Genomic DNA, 21101 nt, shown 5'->3' on the forward strand with positions numbered 1-21101 from the left:
CTGATACATGATTTGATTGTGCACCGCCCGTGCACTTTGAGAGTACTAAGATGACAAACTTACTTAAATCTTTACCAGCACGCTGCTGGGTTATATCACTGGGGCTTTTTCTGGCGACTTTGGCTGCGGCTCATTTTTTTCCATCAGAAATATTAACGGCATCTGCCAAGTTAGCGGCTCTGCCATTTCTGTTCTGCACCGTCGTTTTTTTCAGCTACTTGGGATTCAAAGCGACCTGCAACCCCATCGGCCTTATAGCCATCACCACTATGTTTTTAGCAATCGCATATTGGCAAGTGAGTTGGACAATTTTCTGTGTCGGCTTAGCTTTCTTAGGCTTAAGCGGTCTAATCCGTTTGTTTCAAAGGCAACTGAAAGATACCGGTCGAGAACTAAGCCTGGGCGAAAAAAAATATTGGTACTGGGTAAACGAATTTGCAGATGGTCGCTCATCTATCCTCCCCAAAAGGCCAAAAAAATAGCCAGCCCATCACAAGCTGGCTACCTTCTGTTTTTAGTTCCTTCCTGATGCCTGGTTATAGGCCCTAATATCGATCAAATTGTTCTGAGCATAATCTCCCGCAAGGGATGCATTTGAGATCACTGCAATCTGCTTATCCACAAATGCTTTATCTTTTTCGGACACACTGTCGGGGATGTAAGAGCCACTCTCATCCTTTTGACGATACTCATTTAGCATTTGTTCCCTTAGGCCAAGCATTTCAGGTGACCAACTCGATGAGTCTTCAGAGTTGAAAACGCGACCCGCCAAACCTTCATTGAAAGCTTGAGCGAACACTTGACTTTGAATCGGGGTCAATCCCATTCTCTGCCCTTCGCTGTATGCTTCCTGTTTAAAATCATCGGCATACTGTTCTAAGAACTCACCATATCGATTGTTAACTGCCGCACCGAATGCCCCAGCCAACATGGCTTCAGACTTAGTACCCCAGTTTACTTCGGAGGCATACTGCGAACTCGATCCACTGTATGCATCATTAAACGCCGTCAATGGGTTTTCCAAAGAGGTTCCGGCGTCAACGGCTGCTTTTAAGCCATCCCAGGTTGATTTACTGGCCACCGTTGCATTGTGCAAGAAACCTCGTGAGCCAGGATCTTCAAGCGCTTGTTCTTTGTAACTCTCATAGTCTTCGCCAAAGTGATTCAAGGTATGCAGTGCTGCATCAGTATGCTTGCCACTGAAATCACCAATAGCACTGGCGCTGTTGAAGAACATTTCAGCACCAGAAACTCCGCTATCATCAGCCATAATGCGTGCTCGCCACTGAGACCCAGCTTCACTGTTTAGTCCAGATTGATAGGTACTTGTGTCAGAAACTACGGCCTGTTGGGCTTGTTGTTGATGCGCATTTAGTTGTCCATCAACACCAGACAAATTAGTTTGGTAAGCTGATTGAGCTGCGTTGAACTGAGTTTGAACAGTTGCAGCATCGTCGTAGCCGCCCAATACACCCGATTCCACTTGGCTTTGAGTGCCACCAAAAGTAGGTGCAGCTGATGACAAGCCTTCATTAGAGCGCGGTTGAATTGATCGTAAATCGGCTCCGGTAGCCATGGCCATAACAGTCATTGCTGCTTGATAATCATTGTCTCGTTCAGCGGGCGTCGATGAGTTGCTATAGGTTAAAGACTCCATAGCTGCGGCCACATACGCCTGATTATCATCAGGTAGCAAGCGCTGATACATTGGAAGGTTTTCACGTAATCGGTTACCTGCTTCAACATGCTGGTTCATATAGCGACCTAAATAATCCATGACTTCAGGATTATCCGCTGCTAATCGAGTTAACGTCGCACCATCCGTGTTCCTTTGTCCTGATAGACTGTAGCTGGCCTGATCAAGCTCACTAAAGCGGTTTGATGCCGTGATAACGTCTTGTGCTGAACTCTGAAGTGACTGATAGTCTTGGTTAGACAACGACATTTCAACGCCAGAACGTCTTGAATCTGAAAGGTCCTTAACCATGGCATCGCGAAACTCAGCACGTCGTGAATCACTCGATGCCAAGCTTTGCATCTCCCCAGTGAGCGTATTTGCGGTCGTAGACCGAGAACTGCCTTCTGACGACTCAACTTGGCCACTAAAGTTTCCACCTAAATCCAAGCCTGCTCGTAACCGTGATATTTTTGGCACTCTTGAGGATTCGGGCTTATCGACTCCAGGCAAGTTACCTTGTCGGGAGTCATTCCCCCCTGTACCAAGTAATCTTCCCAAGAACCCTTTATCTGCTACTTCTTTATCATCGGTATTTGTAATGGTTCCATCTCCACCGACCCTTAGGCCTCCCGATAACACGCCAGATACCAAGCCACGTACAGCGTCTTTTTTATCGTCTCCGAAACCATACCGTGTTTGCAGGTCATCAGTGACCTGATTAACAACGGCGCTAGATGCGGAATTAGAAGAACCGATCTGACGTCCAACCGAAGAAAGGTTGTCGTAACTTAGCTTTTCACCAAAGGTTCGACTCATGGTATTGCCAACCTGACGGCTAAAGGCTTGAGTTGCCTGAGTCATGGATTCTTTTGTAGAGCCGACCATTGAACCCACTGCGTTTCCAACAGAGAAACTGCTTAGTAGGTTTGACGCGCCGGTCATAGCAGAACCAGTGAGGGCTGAATTTTGGAACATTGACTGTGATTGCATCACCGGGGCATTTTTCGCGACATCTGGACTTGCCATCTTTTCATCAATGGCATCGCCGTTTTGAAGACGTCCAGCCAAGTGGGTAGCGGTTATTGCTGAGCCATACACGAGCATGAGCGAAATCGCCGGAACACTCGACGCCAACATGCCGCCAGTAGCTATCCAGGTTTGCAGCACTGAATCCATCTGCATCATCCCAGCAAAAGATGGCACTTCTGTACCTGCAAAGGCATCAAGAGCCGACATTTTCCCTGCAACGGTTAAATGAATATACAGGTTAATGATGGCCATGACAGGCATCCAAAGTTGAATCCAAAGCAGGATTAACAAGTACTTCCCAGCCATTCGCATCCCGATTTGGCCAAGGGCAATCACAAAGGCCATCAATGGGGTGATGGCGTAAATGAAACCCTCAAAAAACGTCATCATCGGACGAACGATGCTTTGGAACAGGGTCTGCTCCGCCGCCCATTGCGTATTGCGCTGCTCAATTGCTTGGTTAACCATAACGGCTGCGGTGAAAGCTTGATCATCCATATACTTGCCCGTCACGCTTTGCTCATAAATAGGCAAAAGCACTGACGCGGTCATGTACTCTTGGGTGTTAACCGAAGCCAAACCAAGGTTATTCAGTGCATTTCGGATCACGTCATCAGTATCCGTTGCTGACGAAGTCCCCAATGAGGCTGACAAAACCTGTTTAAGCCTTGGAATGAAGGTTGATTCTGTCATGAGTTTCAGTTGGCTATAGGCATCGGTGCAGTCCAGATCGCTACTGCTACCACTGAGCATGATGCGTGTGCCATATATGCGCGAATCAAACCTAATCGCAGTCATCGGGTTAGGATCACTCAGCACCTGATCTAGGTTCTTTTGGCCGATGTCGATGCCAATCAAGGTGCATTCTTTGATATAGTTAAACCACGATTGCTCGATATCTGAGCCACCGACACGATTTGCATCACCCAACCCAGAGCGATCCATCACCTGTTTTCTCACTTTAATCAGTGACTGTAAACTGGATGCAAAGCCGTATTCCGTCATGGCGGGAGTTGAGAACGCCGTTTCAAACAATCGCGTGATTTGAAAGCCAACAGTCGAAATCGTACTGCCTGCGGCAGCAACACCGATGGGCACATTATCAACAACTCGAACTTGTCCCGTGTACGCATCCTCAATGCTCACTCGGGTACTGGGCCCAAACATGGTTGCAAAGACTAGCCATGAGACTAAAACATGTTGAAAGTTAATCCCACGACCACCTTGCATTAAGGCCTGAACAGAGACCATCAATACCCCAATGAGCAAGCCAATGCGAACCATTGAAGTAAAGTCGCCTGTACCAGTGATCATCGCGACAGCGTTCAGGACCTGCTCTAAAAAAGCCGAATCCCCGATGGAATAGATTTCCCACATGACCTATTCCCCCAGCGCCGTAGATTTAACGGTGTAATAACGCTGTTTGCGAATGGTCTGAATCACCTGGTTAAAATGCGCCAGCAATTCTTGCTCTGAGCCGTATCTTCGCTGCAACGCAGCGTACTCCTCATTGATTTGGCGACGTGCACGTTCAAGGTCTTCGGTTAACAACTTCGCATAGGCATGATCTTCCACACCGGAGGTACTTCTAGCTGCATTGAGCATGTCTTCAACCAATGCTCGGGCCATCTCAACAGCAATAAATGGTGCCGCTCTTGAAGCAAACGACCTAGCGGCCCCTTCATTTAATGCAGAAAGTGTTCGAATCATACCGCCAATGCTCGCAGGAGCCGAGGTCATAAAAGCCTTTTCGGTGGTGCTAGCAGCCCCTGTATTTCGAGCAAACTTAAAAATAATGCCGTTACTAGAACCTGTACCAAGAAGTAAATTTTCTACCTGAGTTGATAACCCGGTAAGAGTCACGTTAGTAATTGTCGGATTCAGACAGCCGTCTTGTGTCACTGTGTCACATCGGTACATAGCGACGTTACCGCCATGAATTAGATGCTCAATAGTCACTTTATTGCCATTCAATCTGGTCAGTTTTGGGGCTTTACCTTGACCATCAGCCGCATTAGCCAAATCACCAACGATGATCGAACCCGTCACCGACATAACCGCTTCAAGAAAACGGTCATCCCCCGATGCAAACCAGCTTGATGCCGAATGACGTTTCAGTGCTCGCCAGACCAAGTTACCTTTAATCGTTTTATTCACATCAGATGCCGCGACACTTGAAGCATTCTCATAAGGGTTCTTACCGTTGGACTCACTCCAACTGGTAAAAATGTCTCCAGCCCCTTTAAGTGAGCTCAACATGCTGGCTTCTGTTTGCCCCTTTTTACCAAAAGCAGCCAGGGTATCGTTCACGACTCCCTGAGCCATTTGACAGGAATTGCCAAAATACTCGTTCAACTGCTGGATTTTCTTTTGCAGTGTCTCCATGTGCTGAGAGCATTTCTCACACATAGCACTGAGCGCCAATTGGAATGCGTACCCCTTGGCATTTGCCGCTACAGAGCGAAGTAATTGAACAAACTGATCTGCATTAACAAATGACAAACTTCCAGCGAACATATCAATGCCGCCACAACCTGCTTGGAATGACGGAGGCACCATTGAGACGAGGTTCTCGTTCATGATCCTGTTACGGACAACAACGCTTCCACCAGATATAACGCCACGCCGCTGACTCTCGAATACACCAGGCGCAGTGGTGTTGGTCATTGAACCAAACAATTGATTCATCTCCTGTTGCAAGCTTGCTTGGCTCATAGACGAAAAACCAATCGCACAGGCGATTAGCGATACTCGGAATACTTTTTTCATTGTTATAACCCTCCTTGTGCACGCAGATAGCGAACAAGGAACTCAGGGTCCTGTAATATCTTTTCGTTAAGCTCTTGGGCTGACATCGCGAGTGACACGCCGGGTTGAACAGGTCTGGTGGCATAGTAAGTTTGATCGTCAATCCAACCGGCTTGATGGGCTGCAAGAATGATTCGATTATTGAGCTCATCAAGGCTCATTGCGCCTTGGCCAATCGGAGTGATGACATTAGGCGGATCAACTAAGAACACGGCAGGGACAGTCGTAACGGACAAGGATTGAGCTTGTCCTGAATCGACTTTGTAATTAGGAAACTCTCCACCAGGTAAAGGCAAGCCATCGACTGCAATAGCAAACACCTCGAAACCATAGTTCAAAGCCATTGATTCGATAATAGGCGCTTGAGCATGGCAGTAAGGGCAATCAGAGCGATAGAAGAAGAATAAGCCAGCCCGTTTTGCTACTTCACCTAAAGCAATATCTCGTTGAGCGCCAGCTTCTCGATCCATCCGATTGGCAGCATAGGTAGCCAAGGGTCTGCGACTGATTTCATCCAAAACTGGATCGCCCATGACCACCTGCTGACTAACATCAGCAAATAGTGAGCCCTTATCCATCATGACGCGCTGTAGATACAGATAGGCTCGGACGTTCTCATTCGTCGGCTCATCAATTGCCTTGTCCATGAACGACTGCATATGCTCTCGAAACCAGGCAGCACTGAAGGGCTTTAGCTCGCTCTGACTCGACTCTGCCGCACCAGATTCCGGCTTAATAAGCTCTTCAGCCTCCGCTGGCTCAGGAATGACCTGATACCAAAACCAGCCTTCCTGGCCACGCTGATAGAATGGCTCGTCACTGGCATAGGCGGGTAAAATGAATAGAAAGAAAATAATGATTGGGATGGTCACCCATAGGATGAACCAAGGTAACAAAGGCGTTCTCATTGTCAACTCCAGAACATTTCATAGAGCTAACATGCTAAAGATCCCCGCTAGAGCGATTGGCCAGATAGATGAAGGAATTGTGAGTGTTTCTGACTAGCTGTTGTAACTAGTAACAACAGCTAACGTTAATGAACAAAAGATATGATTTTACGCTTTGAGCGAAAGGCTAAGCCTCAGCATAGCCATCACTTTTATCTCAAAGATTAAGAGATAAGCTTTTGAGCAACAGTTTTTAGTTTAAGTTTTAAGTCGTCAGAAATAATTGGAAGCGCTACACCGTCATCGCCAACAGCTACTGCTGGCCCATAATCATCATAATCTTCACCAGTGTCAGCATTGATTGCCCTGTAACAATCTTTGGTTACGTCGACATCATCCTGTAGACCAACGTAATACCAAAACCACTTTTCAGTTTCACTAATCGTAGCTTCGATTATTTCAATCAACCCTTCGCGTGACGGAGCAACAATCATTTCAGCTTTTAGCCAATCAAGATAAAAACTAATTGGGATTACTGGCTCATCTTCGTCCTGACAATGCAAAGCATATCCAATAGCCTCAATCACAACATAAGGATCATCATAAAAATAGCCACTCCAGCAGTGGCTATGGCCGTCACCACATTGATCATAGATTGGTTTCAACGATGAAGGAATTGGAAATACCGCATCATTACTGTTTTCAAATTTCTTTAATACCAGCGTTAAAAGCTCTCGATAAGGGACGATTTTCTGGTATTGCTCAGCAACGTCAGACTGAATTACATTAAGCGAATGACCAGCTAGTTTTTTGTTATACCAGAACTCGCCACTTCTGTTATCCGGATTGTCTTCATATTCAGCCAATAATGTCGCAGCTACAACAAGACCAACCAATATCGCTTCTGAGTCATTTGCATCTATGAATGAGGTTAAAACACCTAGCATTCGTGTTTCACCTAATGCTTTTTCAAAAGAAGCCTCAGCATAAAATGCATAAACATCATCTAAAGAGATAATGTTAAATTGCTCCCAAGCTTGCTGGATTCGCTGGCATACTTGAAGCGTAACACCTGCATCAAAATCCAAAGCTTGCAAGCGCTCAAAGCACTGTCTATTTGCGATCTCAAGGTTTTCAACTCTATATTCAGAGGCAACTTGAAATGCCGCGTAGCTTTTAAAGCCGCAAAATGCTGCGAACGCTTCGTATAAATGGCTTTTCTTTATTGATGGAATTGCTGTTTTTAACTCAGAATGAGCCGTAAAAATGATGGGTTTTAAACTTTTCATATACATATCCATATGCTTGAGACAGTTATTAACCGTTATCAATCATTGCTACACACGATTACAACATGATCTCTCAAGCCATGTATGTATAATTAAAATTTAAGTAAATATTGGGTTCTCTATACGCCTTTTCAGGTCAATTTGCTGTTTTTCACTCGTGTGCAAGTGTGGCTAGCGCCACTAAAAAATATATAGGATTTTTGAAATTCAGGCAACCATCACAAAGAAAAACTGAAAACGTATGGATCGTGCAGTTCAAAAAAGGAAAAGATGAATCGACCAGATCAGTGCTCAAGGTAGACCTCTAACGTCTACTTCTGGCACATAAAGCAATATTCAGAAACTTCGAATACTACGTTAGCTCACTTTACTGCAATAACCGTAACCAAAATTTTAATTGAGCAACTTGGAACCATGACAAAGTACATTTTGCTCCCCACATGCTGCCAGAACTCGGCCTCTTGGGCATATTTTTTTGCTTTTTGGATAGCGACGTTTTCTGGCAACTGAGTTTTAGTTAGCCCCGAACATAGCAGCTTTGAGCACAAAGCCTTCCAAGGATGCTTAGGTACGCCGTCTGAAAGCCGTTCCACAAACCGATCCAGTGCATGATGAGTCACCACGACAGGTCCAATGTTCGGAACATTTATTACCTCATCGATGCCTCTCACCGTAACATTATCCACACTGTATTCCTCGAAGAGATATGAGAGCCAATCGTCACTCTTTTCTACCGAGATCTGTGCTTCCTGGTAACGGGTGAGCAAAAACCTAGTCAGGCTGTAAAGTGAATGCTGAGTTGAGCGTTGTTTCTGTAACTTTTTGATGGCACCTTTACTGACTCGGATTTGAAGCCCATTGCCGCTTCGGTTACTCCCCATCACCTCTTTCACTGACAGTAGGTGATGAATAGCATAAAGCTCAGCTGCAATTGGCTTTTGCTGCTCAGGTAGCTTGTCGTATTGCTCACCTAAATTGACCTTTAGCTCACCACCTCTTCGAAGGCCGGTCTTCCAGTACACCGTATACTTGCCATCAATCTGCTTTGTTAACAGGGTTAATACCATCATGTTTTTTTCTCCTATTGGTTATCTATTTTTCATTCTCCATGTTTTTTCAAATATGCAAGGCGCAAAAAAAGGGGCCGAAGCCCCTTGGATCAGGTATGAACTTTAGGAAAGCCCATGGCACCGTAAACATTCAGCACATCATTCCAATCCCAACTTTTCACGCCAAGTGACGTTGGTATCGGAGGGATCAGGACTTGTGTCAGAATGCCTTTCTGCCAGGCTTTTTTCTTGAGTTCATTCGCTGCATTCAGGCCGGTCTCAGAGAGATCGTGATCTGCCCAGATGTACAGCATTTTCACATTACTTGGTGGTTCAAACCTAGCCAGTAGCGTTGCATTCACAACCGACCAACATGTTTGTCCCGTAGCTCTGGTAACCGCTAGAGCTGTTTCGATGCCTTCAGAAACACCTAATACCTCACCAGGCTCACCTATCGGAATAGCACCACCAGTGATTGTTCTGTCACTTGGTATCGGCATCATCTTTTTAGGCTTTTCAACCGGCGCTTTGAATCCATCTTCACTTAGGTAGATCCGATGAAACGTGGTCGAACGCCCTTGCTGAGTAACGATTTTACCTAGCAGCGCTGGGTAGCTATCGATAAACAGACCATCTTCATTATGGTAAGGCAAGCTTGGATGAAACCTCAGCACCGAATCCCATTCAGGACGAAACCGCGTCACAATGCCACGACGATGCAAGTAGTTCCAAACAGGTTGCGCACGAGTATCTGCAAGAGATAACGTTTCTCCCCACGTTTGATTCAAGCGATGGATAATCGCTTTGTCCTCTTCCTGCTTTTTAGTCTTCCAGTCAACAGCGTTACTCGGTATTACCCGAGTTGGTACTTGTCCGGGTTGAATACCTAGAGCTTGACCGATTGCTTCAATAGACTGAGCAAAGTTCCATCCATTAATCCAAGACAACAGTTCAAAGCCATCATGAAAGATCCCGCAGGTGTTACAAACGCCACCACCGGTATATTCAGCATCTTTGAACAGCCTAAAGCCATCACGACCGCCATGAACAGGACAAGCCACATGACGGCCTTTTCGAGCAATGGCGGCATCAAGTTCTGGCACCAATGCCGCTAATACTTGAAGCCATTGGCCATTAAGATATGGCCTTACTGTGTCAATTTGTAATGGTAACGCCATATATCCTCCTTAAGTAAAATGCCGACTCCTACCACAGGTGGTAAAAGTCAGCTTAGGTCCTGCATTAGCCGTTCGGTTAATACAAGAGCGTTAGTCAAGCTGGATACCATGTCGTCTTAATAGCCACATGATGGACTCACGAAGCACATCAGGATCGACAACCGCAGCCATTGCGCAAACACGAAAGCAAAATGGCGTTAATTCGTCATTTTTAATCCACGACAACACATCCTTTCGCAACCGAGTACTGACACGGCCATCCAGCAATACTCGGATCGCATCCAATAGAATGCCTTCGCGTAACTGCCAGATTTCCGTGTCAGACCAAGTGACTGGGGCATCATCAAACTCAAATAGAAATTCGAGCTGTGATGATGTGTGTTGATGGGACTGCTTTTGTGATGTAGGAGAATGGGCAATGCGCCCATTCATTAAAGATAACCGCGTTCGGCAAGCGAAACGCAGCCCTCGGATGCGACCACAACATGGTCAAGCGTTCGAATATCAACAAGTGACAAGGCGTCACGGAGTCGATGAGTGATGCGTTTATCAGCTTCACTAGGTTCAGGATCACCCGATGGATGGTTATGAACCAGTATCACTGCTGCCGCATTAAGCTCTAGCGCACGCTTTGTTACTTCCCTTGGATACACGCTCGCCGCATCTAAAGTGCCTTTGAACAGCTCTTCAAATCGAATAACGCGATGCTTTGTATCAAGAAACAGCACTCCAAAGACTTCGTGCTCATACTCGTGCATCAGTGTTTGCAGGTATGAGAACGCCGACGATGGCTGTTCAATTTTGCGACCTTTACTCAATCGACCACGAGCAAGCTTGAGCGCCATATCTAATATATCCGCTTCGGTCACCTGCTCAGGAACGATGTAAGTACCGGCTTCTTCGCCAGCTAAGAATTTTTTGTTTTTCATAGGAGTCTCCAAAAAAAACGGAGACGAACCCATGCCCAGACGGGGACGGAATCGTCCCCGCAGGGTGGTAAAATGGATGTGGTTACTGAATTAACAGTTGTTGTGTTACTTCGAATAACTCACGCTTTAGATCTTTGACGTCGTTAATCACGATGCTTTGTGGAAAGAATCTCTCAACACTGCGTGTTTGAATCCCGATCCCCAGTAGCTCAAAGCCACTGCGTCTGCACCGGTCAACAATGTCATGCGTGGCAGCCCAATCATCTGGGTCACCATCGGTTAGCACTATCATTAGCTTTCGCTTCTGTTTTTGCGCTAACAAACTGTTTGCCGCAAACCACATCGCTTGTGCCATAGGCGTACAACCTCGTGGTTTTTGGTCAAAACAGGCGGCCCGATGTCGAACCGATTGCTTGGGCAACAACGCGATAGAAACTTCCTGATGAATACCAGGAAAATAACTGACCGCAGGTACAACACCCGGTATGCCTTCCAGTGCCATGGCCAAAGCCAAAGCGGCTTCATTGGCAACATGAAAGTACTTGCGATTCCCCTCGCCTATGGGCTTACCCATTGAACCCGATATATCGACCAGCAAGTGCACAGCAGCATTTGGCGCAATGCGAGGTTGCCTTTGAATAAACAATCTCGACTCACCTGCTTGTGAAGCGGCAAGACGATGGGTTGCAACTCGAATACCGTGCCGTTTGGCATGATTCCGATTGTCCTGACTGGACTGAACCATGCCCCTAAGTCGGGCTCGAATTTGAGCGGACTCAGACGCCGATAAGGTCAAGATGGCCTCATCACCCAACATAGCTTGCTCTGCTTGGGGCAAACTGAGTGGAGTGACGCCCTGATGTCCTTCAGCTTGTTCCGACAACACTTCTGCCACTTGTGCAAAGGTATCGGGTTCAAACTGAGCGGCACTGGCCTCTAAGGCTTGTCGCAAATTGTCAGCTTGATCAGAGTTATCTGAATCACCTGTTTCAGCAACATCCCCCGTTGCAGACGAGTCTGTTTCTGGGCTTTGACTGTCACTACTGTTATTGCTGTCATTACTCGCATCTTGTCCAATGTCATTACCGCTATCAGCATCAGACTCATCCTGTGGTGGACGAGATTCTTCTTCCAACATGGCAACGATGGCATCGACAAGTTTTAGCACTTCACCTGTAGACCCTAAGCTAGGCACTGCTGTAAGCATGGCGCTTAACCGGCTCATCGCTGCGGCAGGAAAGAGTTGTCTTACTCTTTCATCAACCGCTTGATACAAAGGCGTCAGCGATTTCTGACCCAGAAAATGGCATCTCAAGCGGAACAACAACCAGGCTTGCAAGTTAGATGCAGGCTCAAGCTGTTCAGGTACACTCATTTGCTGTGTGTCCACCATGTACTCAATCACTTGCGAAATACTACGCCGGGTTCCGGGGTAATCCTTTGCCAATTCGTTTTCAATGCGAACGTCCTCAATGATATTGAGAAGTGCCTTACGGATCGGCTTGGACGACGCCTTCTGCACCATGTCAAAATTAGTATGCCGAATATGCGCCGCTTCATGAGCCAGATAACCCCATGCTATCTGTTGATAGTGTGGGTCGTCTGGGTTTGCTGTTGGGATCACAATCCGCTCACCATCGGTAAACGCATCTTGTCCTTGAATAAGCACCTTCACACCAAACTTTTCGCCATAAGCGGCAGCAACGATTGGCAGTGCGTTTTTTAATGGATGATTCATGGGAGTCTCCTAATCATTAGGGGGAATACTCCCTCAGCGGGAGCGTTTCCCCGCTGGGAATGTGAATGTTTAAACCTGTACTTTTAGCTTATCCAGGTCGTATTTTTGACCTAACCAAGCCACCAATTGAGCTGGACTCTCGTGCTGTTCAAATGACGTTTTAAGCTGGTCTAAACTCAGGATGTCATTCAATGTCAGACCGTACTGGTCTTGTAACTGAGTAGACACCTCGTGTTGATATTGCAGCCAGGCCCGCTCAAAAGCGGTTTGCTGCAATGCAATGTTTGGAACAAATACCATGGCCGTTACCCAAGCTCCTTGTGCGTCCGCATCTGCGATCAGCACAGGGTTCTTGGGGATCACGACACTATGTGTTGAGTACGACCGTTGTACTAACGTTCGACAACACGCCACTTCTGGTATCGATTCACTTTCAACAGCATCAGTCACACCACGAAAATGTGCTTCAAACTGATTCAGTTGGCTGGGGTTATGGATGGTTGATTGCATAATTTCCTCTTACATAGTTCAGAGGACATGCGCCCTTCAGGGCAACATGCCCTCAAGGACGTTAAAAATAAAATGAGTTTGGTACAGTCGAACCAAGGTTTGGTCTGACGGTTGGTTGAGGTATTGCACGCAAGTTATCTGCCTGAGCAGATACTGGCTGTGCGGGTTTAGGTTCTGGTTTGGGCATCAGTTGCCTGATATCCAATTGGCCTTCACCGTGCATTCTCATCTTGTCTGGATCAGACAAAATTAAAATGGTCGCCATCAGTTCGTGATAGAGATTGCCTGTCACAGGGCCGGTCTTCGGCAGACGAACAAATAAATTGTCCATCGCTTCAACCATCGGCTGAACTCGGTGATCTAGGAATGACAAACCATCCAACTTGTCTCTTAACCGCTTCAGAGGATTAAGGGCTCGCTGGCTGATTTGATTCTTGCCTGCAACGGAACGCTCAAACAGCTCATTGGCATCACGAGCCACCTCCCTAAAGAGGGTGTGTCCCATACCATTGACCTTGTCATCTAGGCCACCAGCTTGTTCAGCCGGTTGCATTCGATAGATGGCATAATCGAACTGAAGCCGTTGTTCCACGTCTTCGATGGGTGATAATGCACGCCGGATTGCATCTGCAAATTCCGGGTGTTTTGCAACCCAGTCAAACGTCACCTGATCATAGTTGTCCAAGAACAACTGCTTGCACTGCGCAAACTCCTGACCGATCCGGTCAAGCTCTGGAACAATCTGATCAATTCGGTCCTCAGGGATGGCATAGCCACCTAAAAACCGCACACCGACTTGCTCACACAAGCGCTGCGCTTCTTTCTTAAGCCTTTCAAAGTTCGCCAATGCCTCTGGGTCGCAAATTTTTTTACTCCCTAAGCTGGCAACATCCTTCGGTGGAAGTTGGCTACCATTGGCTAATCTGAAATCTTCAGGCCTTAGTTTTTTTCTACCGCTCCAGATGGAACAGTCGATGTGACAAATCAAAAGTTTGTCGAGGGTTTGAATACTCATAGTGCATCCTCATGCGAGATGGGGACGCACCACTCCCAACAGGAGCAATGGCCCCCATTTGGGTGGTAGTAGTTGACGCGCTAATGGCAACATCACTATCAGAAATAGTAATTTTGCGAATCAGGCGACGATTGGTTGAGATCGATTTTCGCAGGCATTAAGTCCAGTGCTTCAGCTATCGGGCGAACCCGCTCTAAATCACTGCCTAAAAGCCTCAATACATCTTTTTCCAACTTCAGTTTGTCGGATACTTCTATCCCTTCAGGACTCGCTACTGTGAGCGAACACAGTGGTGGTAATTGACGCTTAAAGGCCAGTAACAGCAACAATGGCCACGGGCCATCATCAGTGTTAACAATGCCAGCGCCTTCACCTGACACCATGCTGATTTGATTGGTACTAGGTAATCCGCTTTTGCAAAACCCTAATGACCATTCTCCAATCCTGACCTGGTTATCATCAATAACAGCCAAGCCATAGGCTTCAAGCAGCTTTGCCATATCGAACAACGCTTTTTGCGCCAGCGATATTTGGCCATTGACGTCCTTGCGAGTACGAAACTCCCAACTGACGTTATTGGCGCACGCGACACTATCTAGCGCATTTGAGAGTTCAAATGGCCGCCCTTGATGATCAATACCGACGTGTCCAACAAATCGATAACCCTTGTTGATTTTCTCATTGATTCGTCGGTCTGCTTCAGCGTTAGGATCAGTCGAATCAATCAATCGCTGCTGCGATAATTGACCGGCTTTTCCAAACCGAACTTCAATCTCCTTGGTATCTGATCCAACGTAAATGGCCCATTCTTTGGCTGTCCCATCAGAATGACTGTAACGGCAAAGAGCAAAGCACTTTTCCATCATCAATCCTCCCAATGGTCACCGAAGACATCAGCGGCAATACGGTGAATGGCTTCTCGTTGCTCCAACTCAGCACGAGCCGTCAAAGACCGAACCAGTGCATACTCCACTGCGTTAGGAGCGCCTTTAAAAGCAAGTGTTAACTTTGCCCAGCGCACCAAGGTCCTAGTGGACATCGTGATACTAAGCTCTGCTCCGCCATCCGCGCCCCCAATAAAAAGACGACGAATGTCACCGGCTACTTTCACCATTTTTTGGCGAAAGACTTCTGGCAAGCCCGGCGCAACATTCTCCAGAATGGCTTCCTCTACAAATGGCTCTGCATAGGTCGCTTCAATGATTCTAAAGCGATCAAGGAAAGCCAAATTCTGTTGAAGCACACCTTGATACAAGCCCGTCTGGTCACCGCTGCCCGCACTGTTGCCGGTAGCGATAAAACGAAACTTGTTATGTGGCATGATGATCTCTCCGCCATTTTGTGCGATGACCAACGGGGCACCTTCCAAAATGTCATTGAGCCCAGCCAGTTCAGCAGGCTCAGCAAGATCCATTTCATTAATGATCAGCAAATGGCCATGCTTGACAGCCAGTGCCAGCGGCCCATACACAAAGGTCATGTTGCCATTAACCAGTGTGTGGTGACCGATAAGATCGGACAACTCCAATCGACCGTGCGCAGTAATTTGCTGAACAGGCCAATTCAATCGAGAAGCAACTTGGCAAATTAGCGAGGTCTTACCGCATCCAGTGGGGCCTGTAATATACAAACCGTCACCGTCTGGGTTAGACAAGAACGCCAATACGTCACGTAAGTCTTCTTTTCTAAAAACATACTCGTCCTTGCGAACGGGAATGTTTGGATGGGTAGTGTCGGCACTAAATCCTTCCAGAACGAAAGCATCAGGAGCCGGGACATTAAACGCTTGATTCACTTGAACCAAAAATGGGGATTGTTCAGTCATGGTAAACCTCATCAGTTTTGACGAGGCTCCATGCCCCAGCAGGGAATGAAGTCCCCGTCGGGTGGTATGTTGATTGTGGTATGGCTGTGTATGTAAGAGTTCAGCTCGCTCTATCATTCGTACCCAGCATTGGCTACGAGTGAAACTGCTTTCTGATGCACTCCATATGAGCGCATTAGAAAGGAGCCGAAATCGGCTCCAAGTGAACGTTAAAAATAAAATGAGCTCGGCGAGTCACCTGGCAGAACCAAGTTCTCTTGCTCAAGGCTGATTTTGATTGGTGTTTCAACGGGCTGCTCTGGCTTATTGGTGCTAATGCGCAACCGCTCTTGTGGCGCTTTTCGGTAAGCGGCTAAAACCTGTTCATCCAGCTCGCCTAACTTATCGGTGGCCAATTGCTTATAGTCCACCGTGCCCGCCATCATGTAGCGGCTGAGTTTGACCCCAGCATAGTCGGCATGAGCGTAGTTACCCATCATGGCGACCAATTTTGACTGGGCGTCTCGCATTTCCTCTTTCAAAGATTTAATGTGATTTTCCAGTCGGACCACTTCGGCATGTGCTGAGCAATACTGTCGAGACAGCGATGTCCAACGGTATTGGGCTTCACCCTTAGGAACAAAACAATCTTGCTCAGGGCATTTTGACGGTTCTTTTTTGGTCTGTACTAACTCCCAAAACTGAAGCGCTGTTTCTTGCAATTCAGTTAAGAACGCCGCGTCTCGTTGTATTTCAAACTCAATCAGTTGATCCTCAAAATAGAATACCAACCAACCACGCGTGCTATTGGCGACCAGTATTTGATGCTGTACTTGCACCCAATACAACTGGTACGCCTCGCTTTGTTCTCGATGAGCTTGCACATCCTCAAAAACTGACTGGCAAGGACATTTCAGTTCAACGGGCTCGCCCGCATCGTTGATGCCATCAAAGCTGGCTCGAAAGATTGCGTTATGATCGGCTTCTGCACATAACGGCAGAAGAAAGTCATTATGCGCATTTTCAAATGCTCGCCTTGCTTGAGGCTCCAACCGTATACCGCGAAGCACATTTGGATTATTCGACAGGTCTTCCGGTAATACGAATCCAGTTTTTTCTGCCCATAATCGCCAAGGTGTTTTGTAGGGTGAACGCCCCATAATAATTGGGGCTTCAGATGCCGTAACCCCTGCAATGCGCCACTGGTGCCATGCAGGAGTACGTTGTGATAGGTCGATAACCTTCATATTGCCTCCTTTGAAGGGAGACTCCCCCGAAGGAGAGAACTCCCCTTCAGGGTTAAGTGGTTACTTTGCAGCTTGTGCTAACGCTGTTTGGTGCTGAACAACACTTGCTTGAAGCGAATCAATTGCCGTTTTACCGGCTTGAATCGAACCTACGACAAGGGCAACAACCAATACCAAGCGAAAAAGTGAGGCTGATTTAGTCATGGAAGATCTCCAAAAAAAGACGAGACCTTCCCCCTGACGGGAGAATAATCCCGCCAGGGTTAGTAAAATGAATGCGTGGCTCTAAGAAGCTAAAGGCTGTGTGAGCGCTTTGGCTGCTTGTTGCTGTGCATTAAATATTTCTTGTTTCGCAAACGTCAGTTCAACACCTTGAAAATGTTCATTGGCATATTCCAATGCACTATTCCAAGCGTTTGAAGCTTCCGCCCGCTCGATAAGCTTGTAAACAAGCCCTCGGGTTCGATCATCAACTTGCTCGGGTGGAATCACCGATGGCTCAACAACGTGTGTTGCTTGGCCTTCGATAATTCGCTCCGCTTCGTCTTGATCGAAAATTCCCACAAAGCCAAACGCAATGCGGGAACACTGGATCATGGATTTATGTCTTAGCATTCGCTTAGTGTGCGTCTGCCATGGACCATCTACCCGGTAAGGGCCATTTTTGCCGTTACCTTCAAAAGGCGGTCGATAGACTTCATCCAGATACTCAGTGATTTTGACTGGGTGCGAACGGTCGCGCCGATAGATGATGCATTCCATCCATTCAGGGCATTCTTTCGCGCCATCCAGTGAGACTTTGTTTTCTGAAGTCTTAAACTCCATGCCATCAAACTGGTCGTGTTGATTGATGATGCGAGACCATCCATCGACACCTACCACTGGAATAATTCCAGCTTGTTTATCAGGGAACGCAAAAATCTCTTTGGTGAAAGGGTTCAAGCCGTACTGATCTGCAACCACCAAGAGCGCCATCATCTGCTCATTGGTCGGTGCACTACCGTCACGTTGCTTGAATGCTGTTGCTTTTAGGGTATCGAACAATTTGTTTGGATCGACACTAAAGCGCTCAGCAAAGCGTTGGATTAGCTTTGGTTTTTCCATTATGGACTCCGACAATCAAAGTGGGAGTCTGCCCCTGACGGGAAAGTACTCCCGGCTGGGTTAAAGCGTTTTTGCTCGGTTAAAAATCTGGTTCAGGATAAGTTTGTGCCCAATTAGCTTGGGAGCTCGCATCATCCGCCGGTGATGGCTCAGATGCTTTGTTCACACTATCAAGAAGCAGAAACTCGTCCGCGTCCACTTCGGTCAATCGATGCTTAATGCCATCTTTCTCCCATGAACGCGTGCGCTGAGGCCCTTGAACAAAAAGCTTCGCTCCTTTTTGGATTAAATCTTTTGCTCTTAGCCCTAACTTAAATCCACCACGATCTCGAAAAACGACCCGATGCCATTCCGTATGCTCTTTGAGCTCATTGGATTGACGGTCGCGCCATTTCTCAGAAGTGGCCAGTGAAATACTGGTCACTAAATCACCTGATGGATAGGCTCGTGTCTCTGGCTCAGCGCCAACGTAGCCTATGAGTGTTACTTGGTTTTTCATGATGTTCTCCTCGTCTTAGTTGAACTCTGTGCACACAGTCGCTTCTACCCGGCTGGGCAAAGAAGACTGACGACGCAGATAGGTTGGTATTTCGAGTAAAGCCATGTCGTACTGATGTGGCTCTTTGTAAAACGCAGATGTCAAACGGGGCATACCAGGAGCTTTAGGCACTGCCATTGGACGACGTTTTGGTGTTGGTGTGAGCAATCGCTTGATTTGAGTAAGTACAAATCGAAACGGACGCACGCTTTGACGAGCAAGCAATCGCAAAAGCGACCAGCTCAGTTTTGCTAGCAACATAATGCCCGCGATTTGGATAATAAATCCGAAGATATATTCCATTGGTGACTCCTTAATTTGGTTGTGAAGGAGTCACCCCCAACTGGGGAGAACTCCCCCAGTTGGGTGGTGAAAAGGCGAACCGTAAGGAACGCATGGTTGAGCATGTAAAAACATGCAGGCTATTTGTTTAAGGAGGCTAGCTACCTCTTAGTACCACTGAGAAAACTCAGCGGCGGGCTTCCTTTGAGCTCATGCTCTTAGGCGCAGATATCACTGAAACAGATCAGCAATATTTGATAGTCAGTGTAACCGTCTTATCCAGACAGGATAGTTAGAAAGATGCTCAATTCTTCCACCTAGCTGAAAGGCCATTACCTCACAGAGGATTAGGCTAGGGACTGATTATTGTCATATCAGGAGCAAACTTATGGCCCAAGCAAAACCCAATTACTCAAAACCCATCTTTGAACAATCATTCACAATTAATAGCTTACAGGCGCAACGTGTCGTTGACCGTGTTTTTAGACGGACGGTCAGTGCGCTCTACGGAATCGATGTCATCCTACGCATCATTGGCGATGAGAACGAAATTGATGAAGTGGAACAGATCATTAGCCATCTGATCGAGGATTGCGCTAAGGCGGTAGACAACGAACAAGCTCGTTTGGACAAATTGATGGAGTCCAACGGCATCGATGAAGTACCTGACTACACCGACCCGATAACCTTCAACGCAAAAATAAGCTCGCCCCAGGTTGGTCAGTTTGTTGGCTTAGTGCGCAAACTCGATGCGTTGATGATCTCAATGGACACACTCTGGTTATCTAGCGTGCTTAGCAACAAGCAACGTGTTGATGGCAACTACGCATGGCAACAGCGCATTATCAAACTTGCACGACGCATTATTGATATCGAAATTCGAGCACGAAAATCAGCCCAAGCTAAGGGTAAAGAAGCTGAAGTTGAGCAAGCGGTGCCTTCTACCGATGACGATATCACTGAAGAGGAAACAGATAACCCCGCCAACTAGCCAACTAGGCTCCCATCAACCAGCCCCTCTCGAAGGGGCTCTTCATCTTGCTGTATTTTCTATCAAAATCATTAAAATGAATTTAACTGTCATTTTTGGCCAATTTACATGAATAGAACTAATTTTCTCGTTACCTTCTTAATAGCGTTGTTCGCTATCCCTGCATTTGCAGAACACCCAACATCGTTCAGCCAGGCAAAACGATTTGCCCGAGAAATTTACCAAGACAACCAGAGTACGTTTTACTGTGGATGTAGCTATAACAATGATGGTGCGATTGATGCTGCATCTTGCGGATATGAACCAAGGAAGCAACCGAAACGAGGAGAACGCTTAGAGTGGGAGCACGTTGTCTCAGCCTGGGAAATTGGCCATCAACGCCAATGCTGGCAAAACGGTGGACGTCGGAACTGTGAAAAGAATGATCCTGAGTTTTCTAAAATGGTTTCGGATCTCCATAACCTCGTACCATCAGTAGGAGAGCTCAACGGGGATAGATCAAATTTTCGATTTGGCATGATTCCGAATGAACCAAGAGCCTACGGTCAATGTGATTTCGAAGTTGATTTCAAAGACCGCCGTGCAGAGCCACCAGCTAACCGTCAGGGTGATATTGCTAGAATTTATTTCTACATGCGTGATCAATACGGCCTAAGACTAAGCAGGCAACAAACTCAGCTATTTGAAGCTTGGTCAAGAATGGACCCGGTTGATGAATGGGAAATTACACGAGACAACCGAATTAAAGCCTTACAAGGCAATAAAAACTATCATATACAAAAATAATAAAGGCAGCTGTCTGGTAAGCGCAAAGTTACCCAGTGAGGCCTTATTCAGCCTCGTTAAGCACCACATTCAACGTCAGTAAATCACTAACAGATCATCAAACGATGTCAGTTTGTGGAATTCGCTGAGTAGATGCGCGAAGTAGTGATACGGAATGCGAGCGTTGGCGTGACAGGTCATCACCATTACCAACTAAAATTTCACGGCTTACACCTCGACTCACCATTCTTTATTCCAAC

The 21101-nt window shown here is 46.8% G+C and carries 21 protein-coding genes; 3 read left to right on the forward strand and 18 right to left on the reverse strand.

Annotation, left to right across the window (positions count from 1 at the left end; all coding sequences use genetic code 11):
• The first annotated feature begins 50 nt into the window (after window positions 1-50).
• Window positions 51-482: an entry exclusion protein EexR gene (gene eexR, locus VTH8203_RS00335; RefSeq protein WP_096991851.1), complete on the forward strand. Its 432-nt coding sequence runs from the start codon at window positions 51-53 to the stop codon at window positions 480-482.
• Between the two features lie 32 nt (window positions 483-514).
• Here eexR and VTH8203_RS00340 read toward each other — a convergent pair whose 3' ends face one another.
• The 18 genes from VTH8203_RS00340 to VTH8203_RS00420 all read right to left on the reverse strand — a co-directional run bounded on the left by VTH8203_RS00340 (window position 515) and on the right by VTH8203_RS00420 (window position 19106).
• The gene (locus VTH8203_RS00340; RefSeq protein WP_096991852.1) at window positions 515-4084 is read right to left on the reverse strand and encodes a conjugal transfer protein TraG N-terminal domain-containing protein; all 3570 of its coding nucleotides are present in this window, start codon (window positions 4082-4084) and stop codon (window positions 515-517) included.
• Window positions 4085-4087: 3 nt separating this feature from the next.
• Window positions 4088-5476, reverse strand: coding sequence for a conjugal transfer protein TraH (locus VTH8203_RS00345; protein ID WP_025610843.1), 1389 nt, complete (start codon window positions 5474-5476; stop codon window positions 4088-4090).
• A gap of 2 nt (window positions 5477-5478) precedes the next feature.
• Entirely contained in the window at window positions 5479-6423 is a 945-nt protein-coding gene (locus VTH8203_RS00350; RefSeq protein ID WP_096991853.1) for a thioredoxin family protein, read from the reverse strand.
• Between the two features lie 203 nt (window positions 6424-6626).
• On the reverse strand, window positions 6627-7691 hold the full coding sequence (locus VTH8203_RS00355; protein WP_096991854.1) for a hypothetical protein: 1065 nt from the start codon (window positions 7689-7691) through the stop codon (window positions 6627-6629).
• A 362-nt stretch (window positions 7692-8053) separates the two neighbouring features.
• Entirely contained in the window at window positions 8054-8761 is a 708-nt protein-coding gene (locus VTH8203_RS00360) for a hypothetical protein (RefSeq protein WP_096991855.1), read from the reverse strand.
• A gap of 89 nt (window positions 8762-8850) precedes the next feature.
• Window positions 8851-9918, reverse strand: a complete 1068-nt coding sequence (locus tag VTH8203_RS00365) for a DUF7146 domain-containing protein (RefSeq protein WP_096991856.1) — start codon at window positions 9916-9918, stop codon at window positions 8851-8853.
• A 90-nt stretch (window positions 9919-10008) separates the two neighbouring features.
• Window positions 10009-10350, reverse strand: coding sequence for a plasmid-related protein (locus tag VTH8203_RS00370; protein ID WP_096991857.1), 342 nt, complete (start codon window positions 10348-10350; stop codon window positions 10009-10011).
• On the reverse strand, window positions 10350-10880 hold the full coding sequence (gene radC / locus VTH8203_RS00375) for a RadC family protein (protein WP_442478230.1): 531 nt from the start codon (window positions 10878-10880) through the stop codon (window positions 10350-10352). The genes VTH8203_RS00370 and radC overlap by 1 nt, the downstream gene beginning before the upstream one ends.
• Before the next feature lie 49 nt (window positions 10881-10929).
• A complete protein-coding gene (locus tag VTH8203_RS00380) occupies window positions 10930-12585 on the reverse strand; it encodes a VWA domain-containing protein (protein ID WP_096991858.1) in 1656 nt (551 codons plus the stop codon).
• A gap of 69 nt (window positions 12586-12654) precedes the next feature.
• Complete coding sequence (locus VTH8203_RS00385; protein ID WP_002156789.1) at window positions 12655-13095, reverse strand: hypothetical protein; 441 nt, start codon at window positions 13093-13095, stop codon at window positions 12655-12657.
• A gap of 61 nt (window positions 13096-13156) precedes the next feature.
• Window positions 13157-14110, reverse strand: coding sequence for a DUF3150 domain-containing protein (locus VTH8203_RS00390; RefSeq protein ID WP_096991859.1), 954 nt, complete (start codon window positions 14108-14110; stop codon window positions 13157-13159).
• 98 nt (window positions 14111-14208) lie between these two features.
• Window positions 14209-14976, reverse strand: coding sequence for a hypothetical protein (locus tag VTH8203_RS00395; protein ID WP_096991860.1), 768 nt, complete (start codon window positions 14974-14976; stop codon window positions 14209-14211).
• Complete coding sequence (locus VTH8203_RS00400) at window positions 14976-15935, reverse strand: AAA family ATPase (protein ID WP_096991861.1); 960 nt, start codon at window positions 15933-15935, stop codon at window positions 14976-14978. The genes VTH8203_RS00395 and VTH8203_RS00400 overlap by 1 nt, the downstream gene beginning before the upstream one ends.
• A 209-nt stretch (window positions 15936-16144) precedes the next feature.
• Window positions 16145-17161 carry a YqaJ viral recombinase family nuclease gene (locus VTH8203_RS00405; protein WP_000862954.1) on the reverse strand — a complete coding sequence of 339 codons (1017 nt, stop codon included), beginning with the start codon at window positions 17159-17161 and terminating at the stop codon, window positions 16145-16147.
• A 60-nt stretch (window positions 17162-17221) separates the two neighbouring features.
• Window positions 17222-17365, reverse strand: a complete 144-nt coding sequence (locus VTH8203_RS24705; protein WP_000167276.1) for a hypothetical protein — start codon at window positions 17363-17365, stop codon at window positions 17222-17224.
• An 81-nt stretch (window positions 17366-17446) separates the two neighbouring features.
• Complete coding sequence (gene bet, locus VTH8203_RS00410; protein ID WP_000414662.1) at window positions 17447-18265, reverse strand: phage recombination protein Bet; 819 nt, start codon at window positions 18263-18265, stop codon at window positions 17447-17449.
• 79 nt (window positions 18266-18344) lie between these two features.
• Entirely contained in the window at window positions 18345-18764 is a 420-nt protein-coding gene (locus tag VTH8203_RS00415) for a single-stranded DNA-binding protein (RefSeq protein WP_000795984.1), read from the reverse strand.
• A 15-nt stretch (window positions 18765-18779) separates the two neighbouring features.
• Window positions 18780-19106 (reverse strand): hypothetical protein, encoded by a 327-nt coding sequence (locus VTH8203_RS00420; protein WP_000455722.1) that lies wholly within the window; start codon window positions 19104-19106, stop codon window positions 18780-18782.
• Between the two features lie 367 nt (window positions 19107-19473).
• Between VTH8203_RS00420 and VTH8203_RS00425 the strand changes: the two genes are divergently transcribed.
• Both VTH8203_RS00425 and VTH8203_RS00430 read left to right on the forward strand, forming a co-directional pair.
• Window positions 19474-20076, forward strand: coding sequence for a hypothetical protein (locus tag VTH8203_RS00425; RefSeq protein ID WP_007104996.1), 603 nt, complete (start codon window positions 19474-19476; stop codon window positions 20074-20076).
• Window positions 20077-20184: 108 nt separating this feature from the next.
• The gene (locus tag VTH8203_RS00430) at window positions 20185-20862 is read left to right on the forward strand and encodes an endonuclease (protein ID WP_096991862.1); all 678 of its coding nucleotides are present in this window, start codon (window positions 20185-20187) and stop codon (window positions 20860-20862) included.
• Window positions 20863-21101 lie beyond the last annotated feature (239 nt).

Origin of the sequence: Vibrio thalassae (assembly GCF_900089835.1) — a bacterium.
GTDB lineage: Bacteria > Pseudomonadota > Gammaproteobacteria > Enterobacterales > Vibrionaceae > Vibrio > Vibrio thalassae.

What these genes read in the sequence shown, in the direction of transcription:
- VTH8203_RS00350 (WP_096991853.1), bottom strand. Translation starts at nt 6,423, where the DNA reads ATGAGAACGCCTTTGTTACCTTGGTTCATCCTATGGGTGACCATCCCA.
- VTH8203_RS24705 (WP_000167276.1), bottom strand. Translation starts at nt 17,365, where the DNA reads ATGACTAAATCAGCCTCACTTTTTCGCTTGGTATTGGTTGTTGCCCTT.
- VTH8203_RS00390 (WP_096991859.1), bottom strand. Translation starts at nt 14,110, where the DNA reads ATGAGTATTCAAACCCTCGACAAACTTTTGATTTGTCACATCGACTGT.
- VTH8203_RS00420 (WP_000455722.1), bottom strand. Translation starts at nt 19,106, where the DNA reads ATGGAATATATCTTCGGATTTATTATCCAAATCGCGGGCATTATGTTG.
- eexR (WP_096991851.1), top strand. Translation starts at nt 51, where the DNA reads ATGACAAACTTACTTAAATCTTTACCAGCACGCTGCTGGGTTATATCA.
- radC (WP_442478230.1), bottom strand. Translation starts at nt 10,880, where the DNA reads ATGGGTTCGTCTCCGTTTTTTTTGGAGACTCCTATGAAAAACAAAAAA.
- VTH8203_RS00415 (WP_000795984.1), bottom strand. Translation starts at nt 18,764, where the DNA reads ATGAAAAACCAAGTAACACTCATAGGCTACGTTGGCGCTGAGCCAGAG.
- VTH8203_RS00355 (WP_096991854.1), bottom strand. Translation starts at nt 7,691, where the DNA reads ATGAAAAGTTTAAAACCCATCATTTTTACGGCTCATTCTGAGTTAAAA.
- VTH8203_RS00405 (WP_000862954.1), bottom strand. Translation starts at nt 17,161, where the DNA reads ATGAAGGTTATCGACCTATCACAACGTACTCCTGCATGGCACCAGTGG.
- VTH8203_RS00340 (WP_096991852.1), bottom strand. Translation starts at nt 4,084, where the DNA reads ATGTGGGAAATCTATTCCATCGGGGATTCGGCTTTTTTAGAGCAGGTC.
- VTH8203_RS00400 (WP_096991861.1), bottom strand. Translation starts at nt 15,935, where the DNA reads ATGACTGAACAATCCCCATTTTTGGTTCAAGTGAATCAAGCGTTTAAT.
- VTH8203_RS00430 (WP_096991862.1), top strand. Translation starts at nt 20,185, where the DNA reads ATGAATAGAACTAATTTTCTCGTTACCTTCTTAATAGCGTTGTTCGCT.
- bet (WP_000414662.1), bottom strand. Translation starts at nt 18,265, where the DNA reads ATGGAAAAACCAAAGCTAATCCAACGCTTTGCTGAGCGCTTTAGTGTC.
- VTH8203_RS00365 (WP_096991856.1), bottom strand. Translation starts at nt 9,918, where the DNA reads ATGGCGTTACCATTACAAATTGACACAGTAAGGCCATATCTTAATGGC.
- VTH8203_RS00425 (WP_007104996.1), top strand. Translation starts at nt 19,474, where the DNA reads ATGGCCCAAGCAAAACCCAATTACTCAAAACCCATCTTTGAACAATCA.
- VTH8203_RS00370 (WP_096991857.1), bottom strand. Translation starts at nt 10,350, where the DNA reads ATGAATGGGCGCATTGCCCATTCTCCTACATCACAAAAGCAGTCCCAT.
- VTH8203_RS00380 (WP_096991858.1), bottom strand. Translation starts at nt 12,585, where the DNA reads ATGAATCATCCATTAAAAAACGCACTGCCAATCGTTGCTGCCGCTTAT.
- VTH8203_RS00360 (WP_096991855.1), bottom strand. Translation starts at nt 8,761, where the DNA reads ATGATGGTATTAACCCTGTTAACAAAGCAGATTGATGGCAAGTATACG.
- VTH8203_RS00395 (WP_096991860.1), bottom strand. Translation starts at nt 14,976, where the DNA reads ATGATGGAAAAGTGCTTTGCTCTTTGCCGTTACAGTCATTCTGATGGG.
- VTH8203_RS00385 (WP_002156789.1), bottom strand. Translation starts at nt 13,095, where the DNA reads ATGCAATCAACCATCCATAACCCCAGCCAACTGAATCAGTTTGAAGCA.
- VTH8203_RS00345 (WP_025610843.1), bottom strand. Translation starts at nt 5,476, where the DNA reads ATGAAAAAAGTATTCCGAGTATCGCTAATCGCCTGTGCGATTGGTTTT.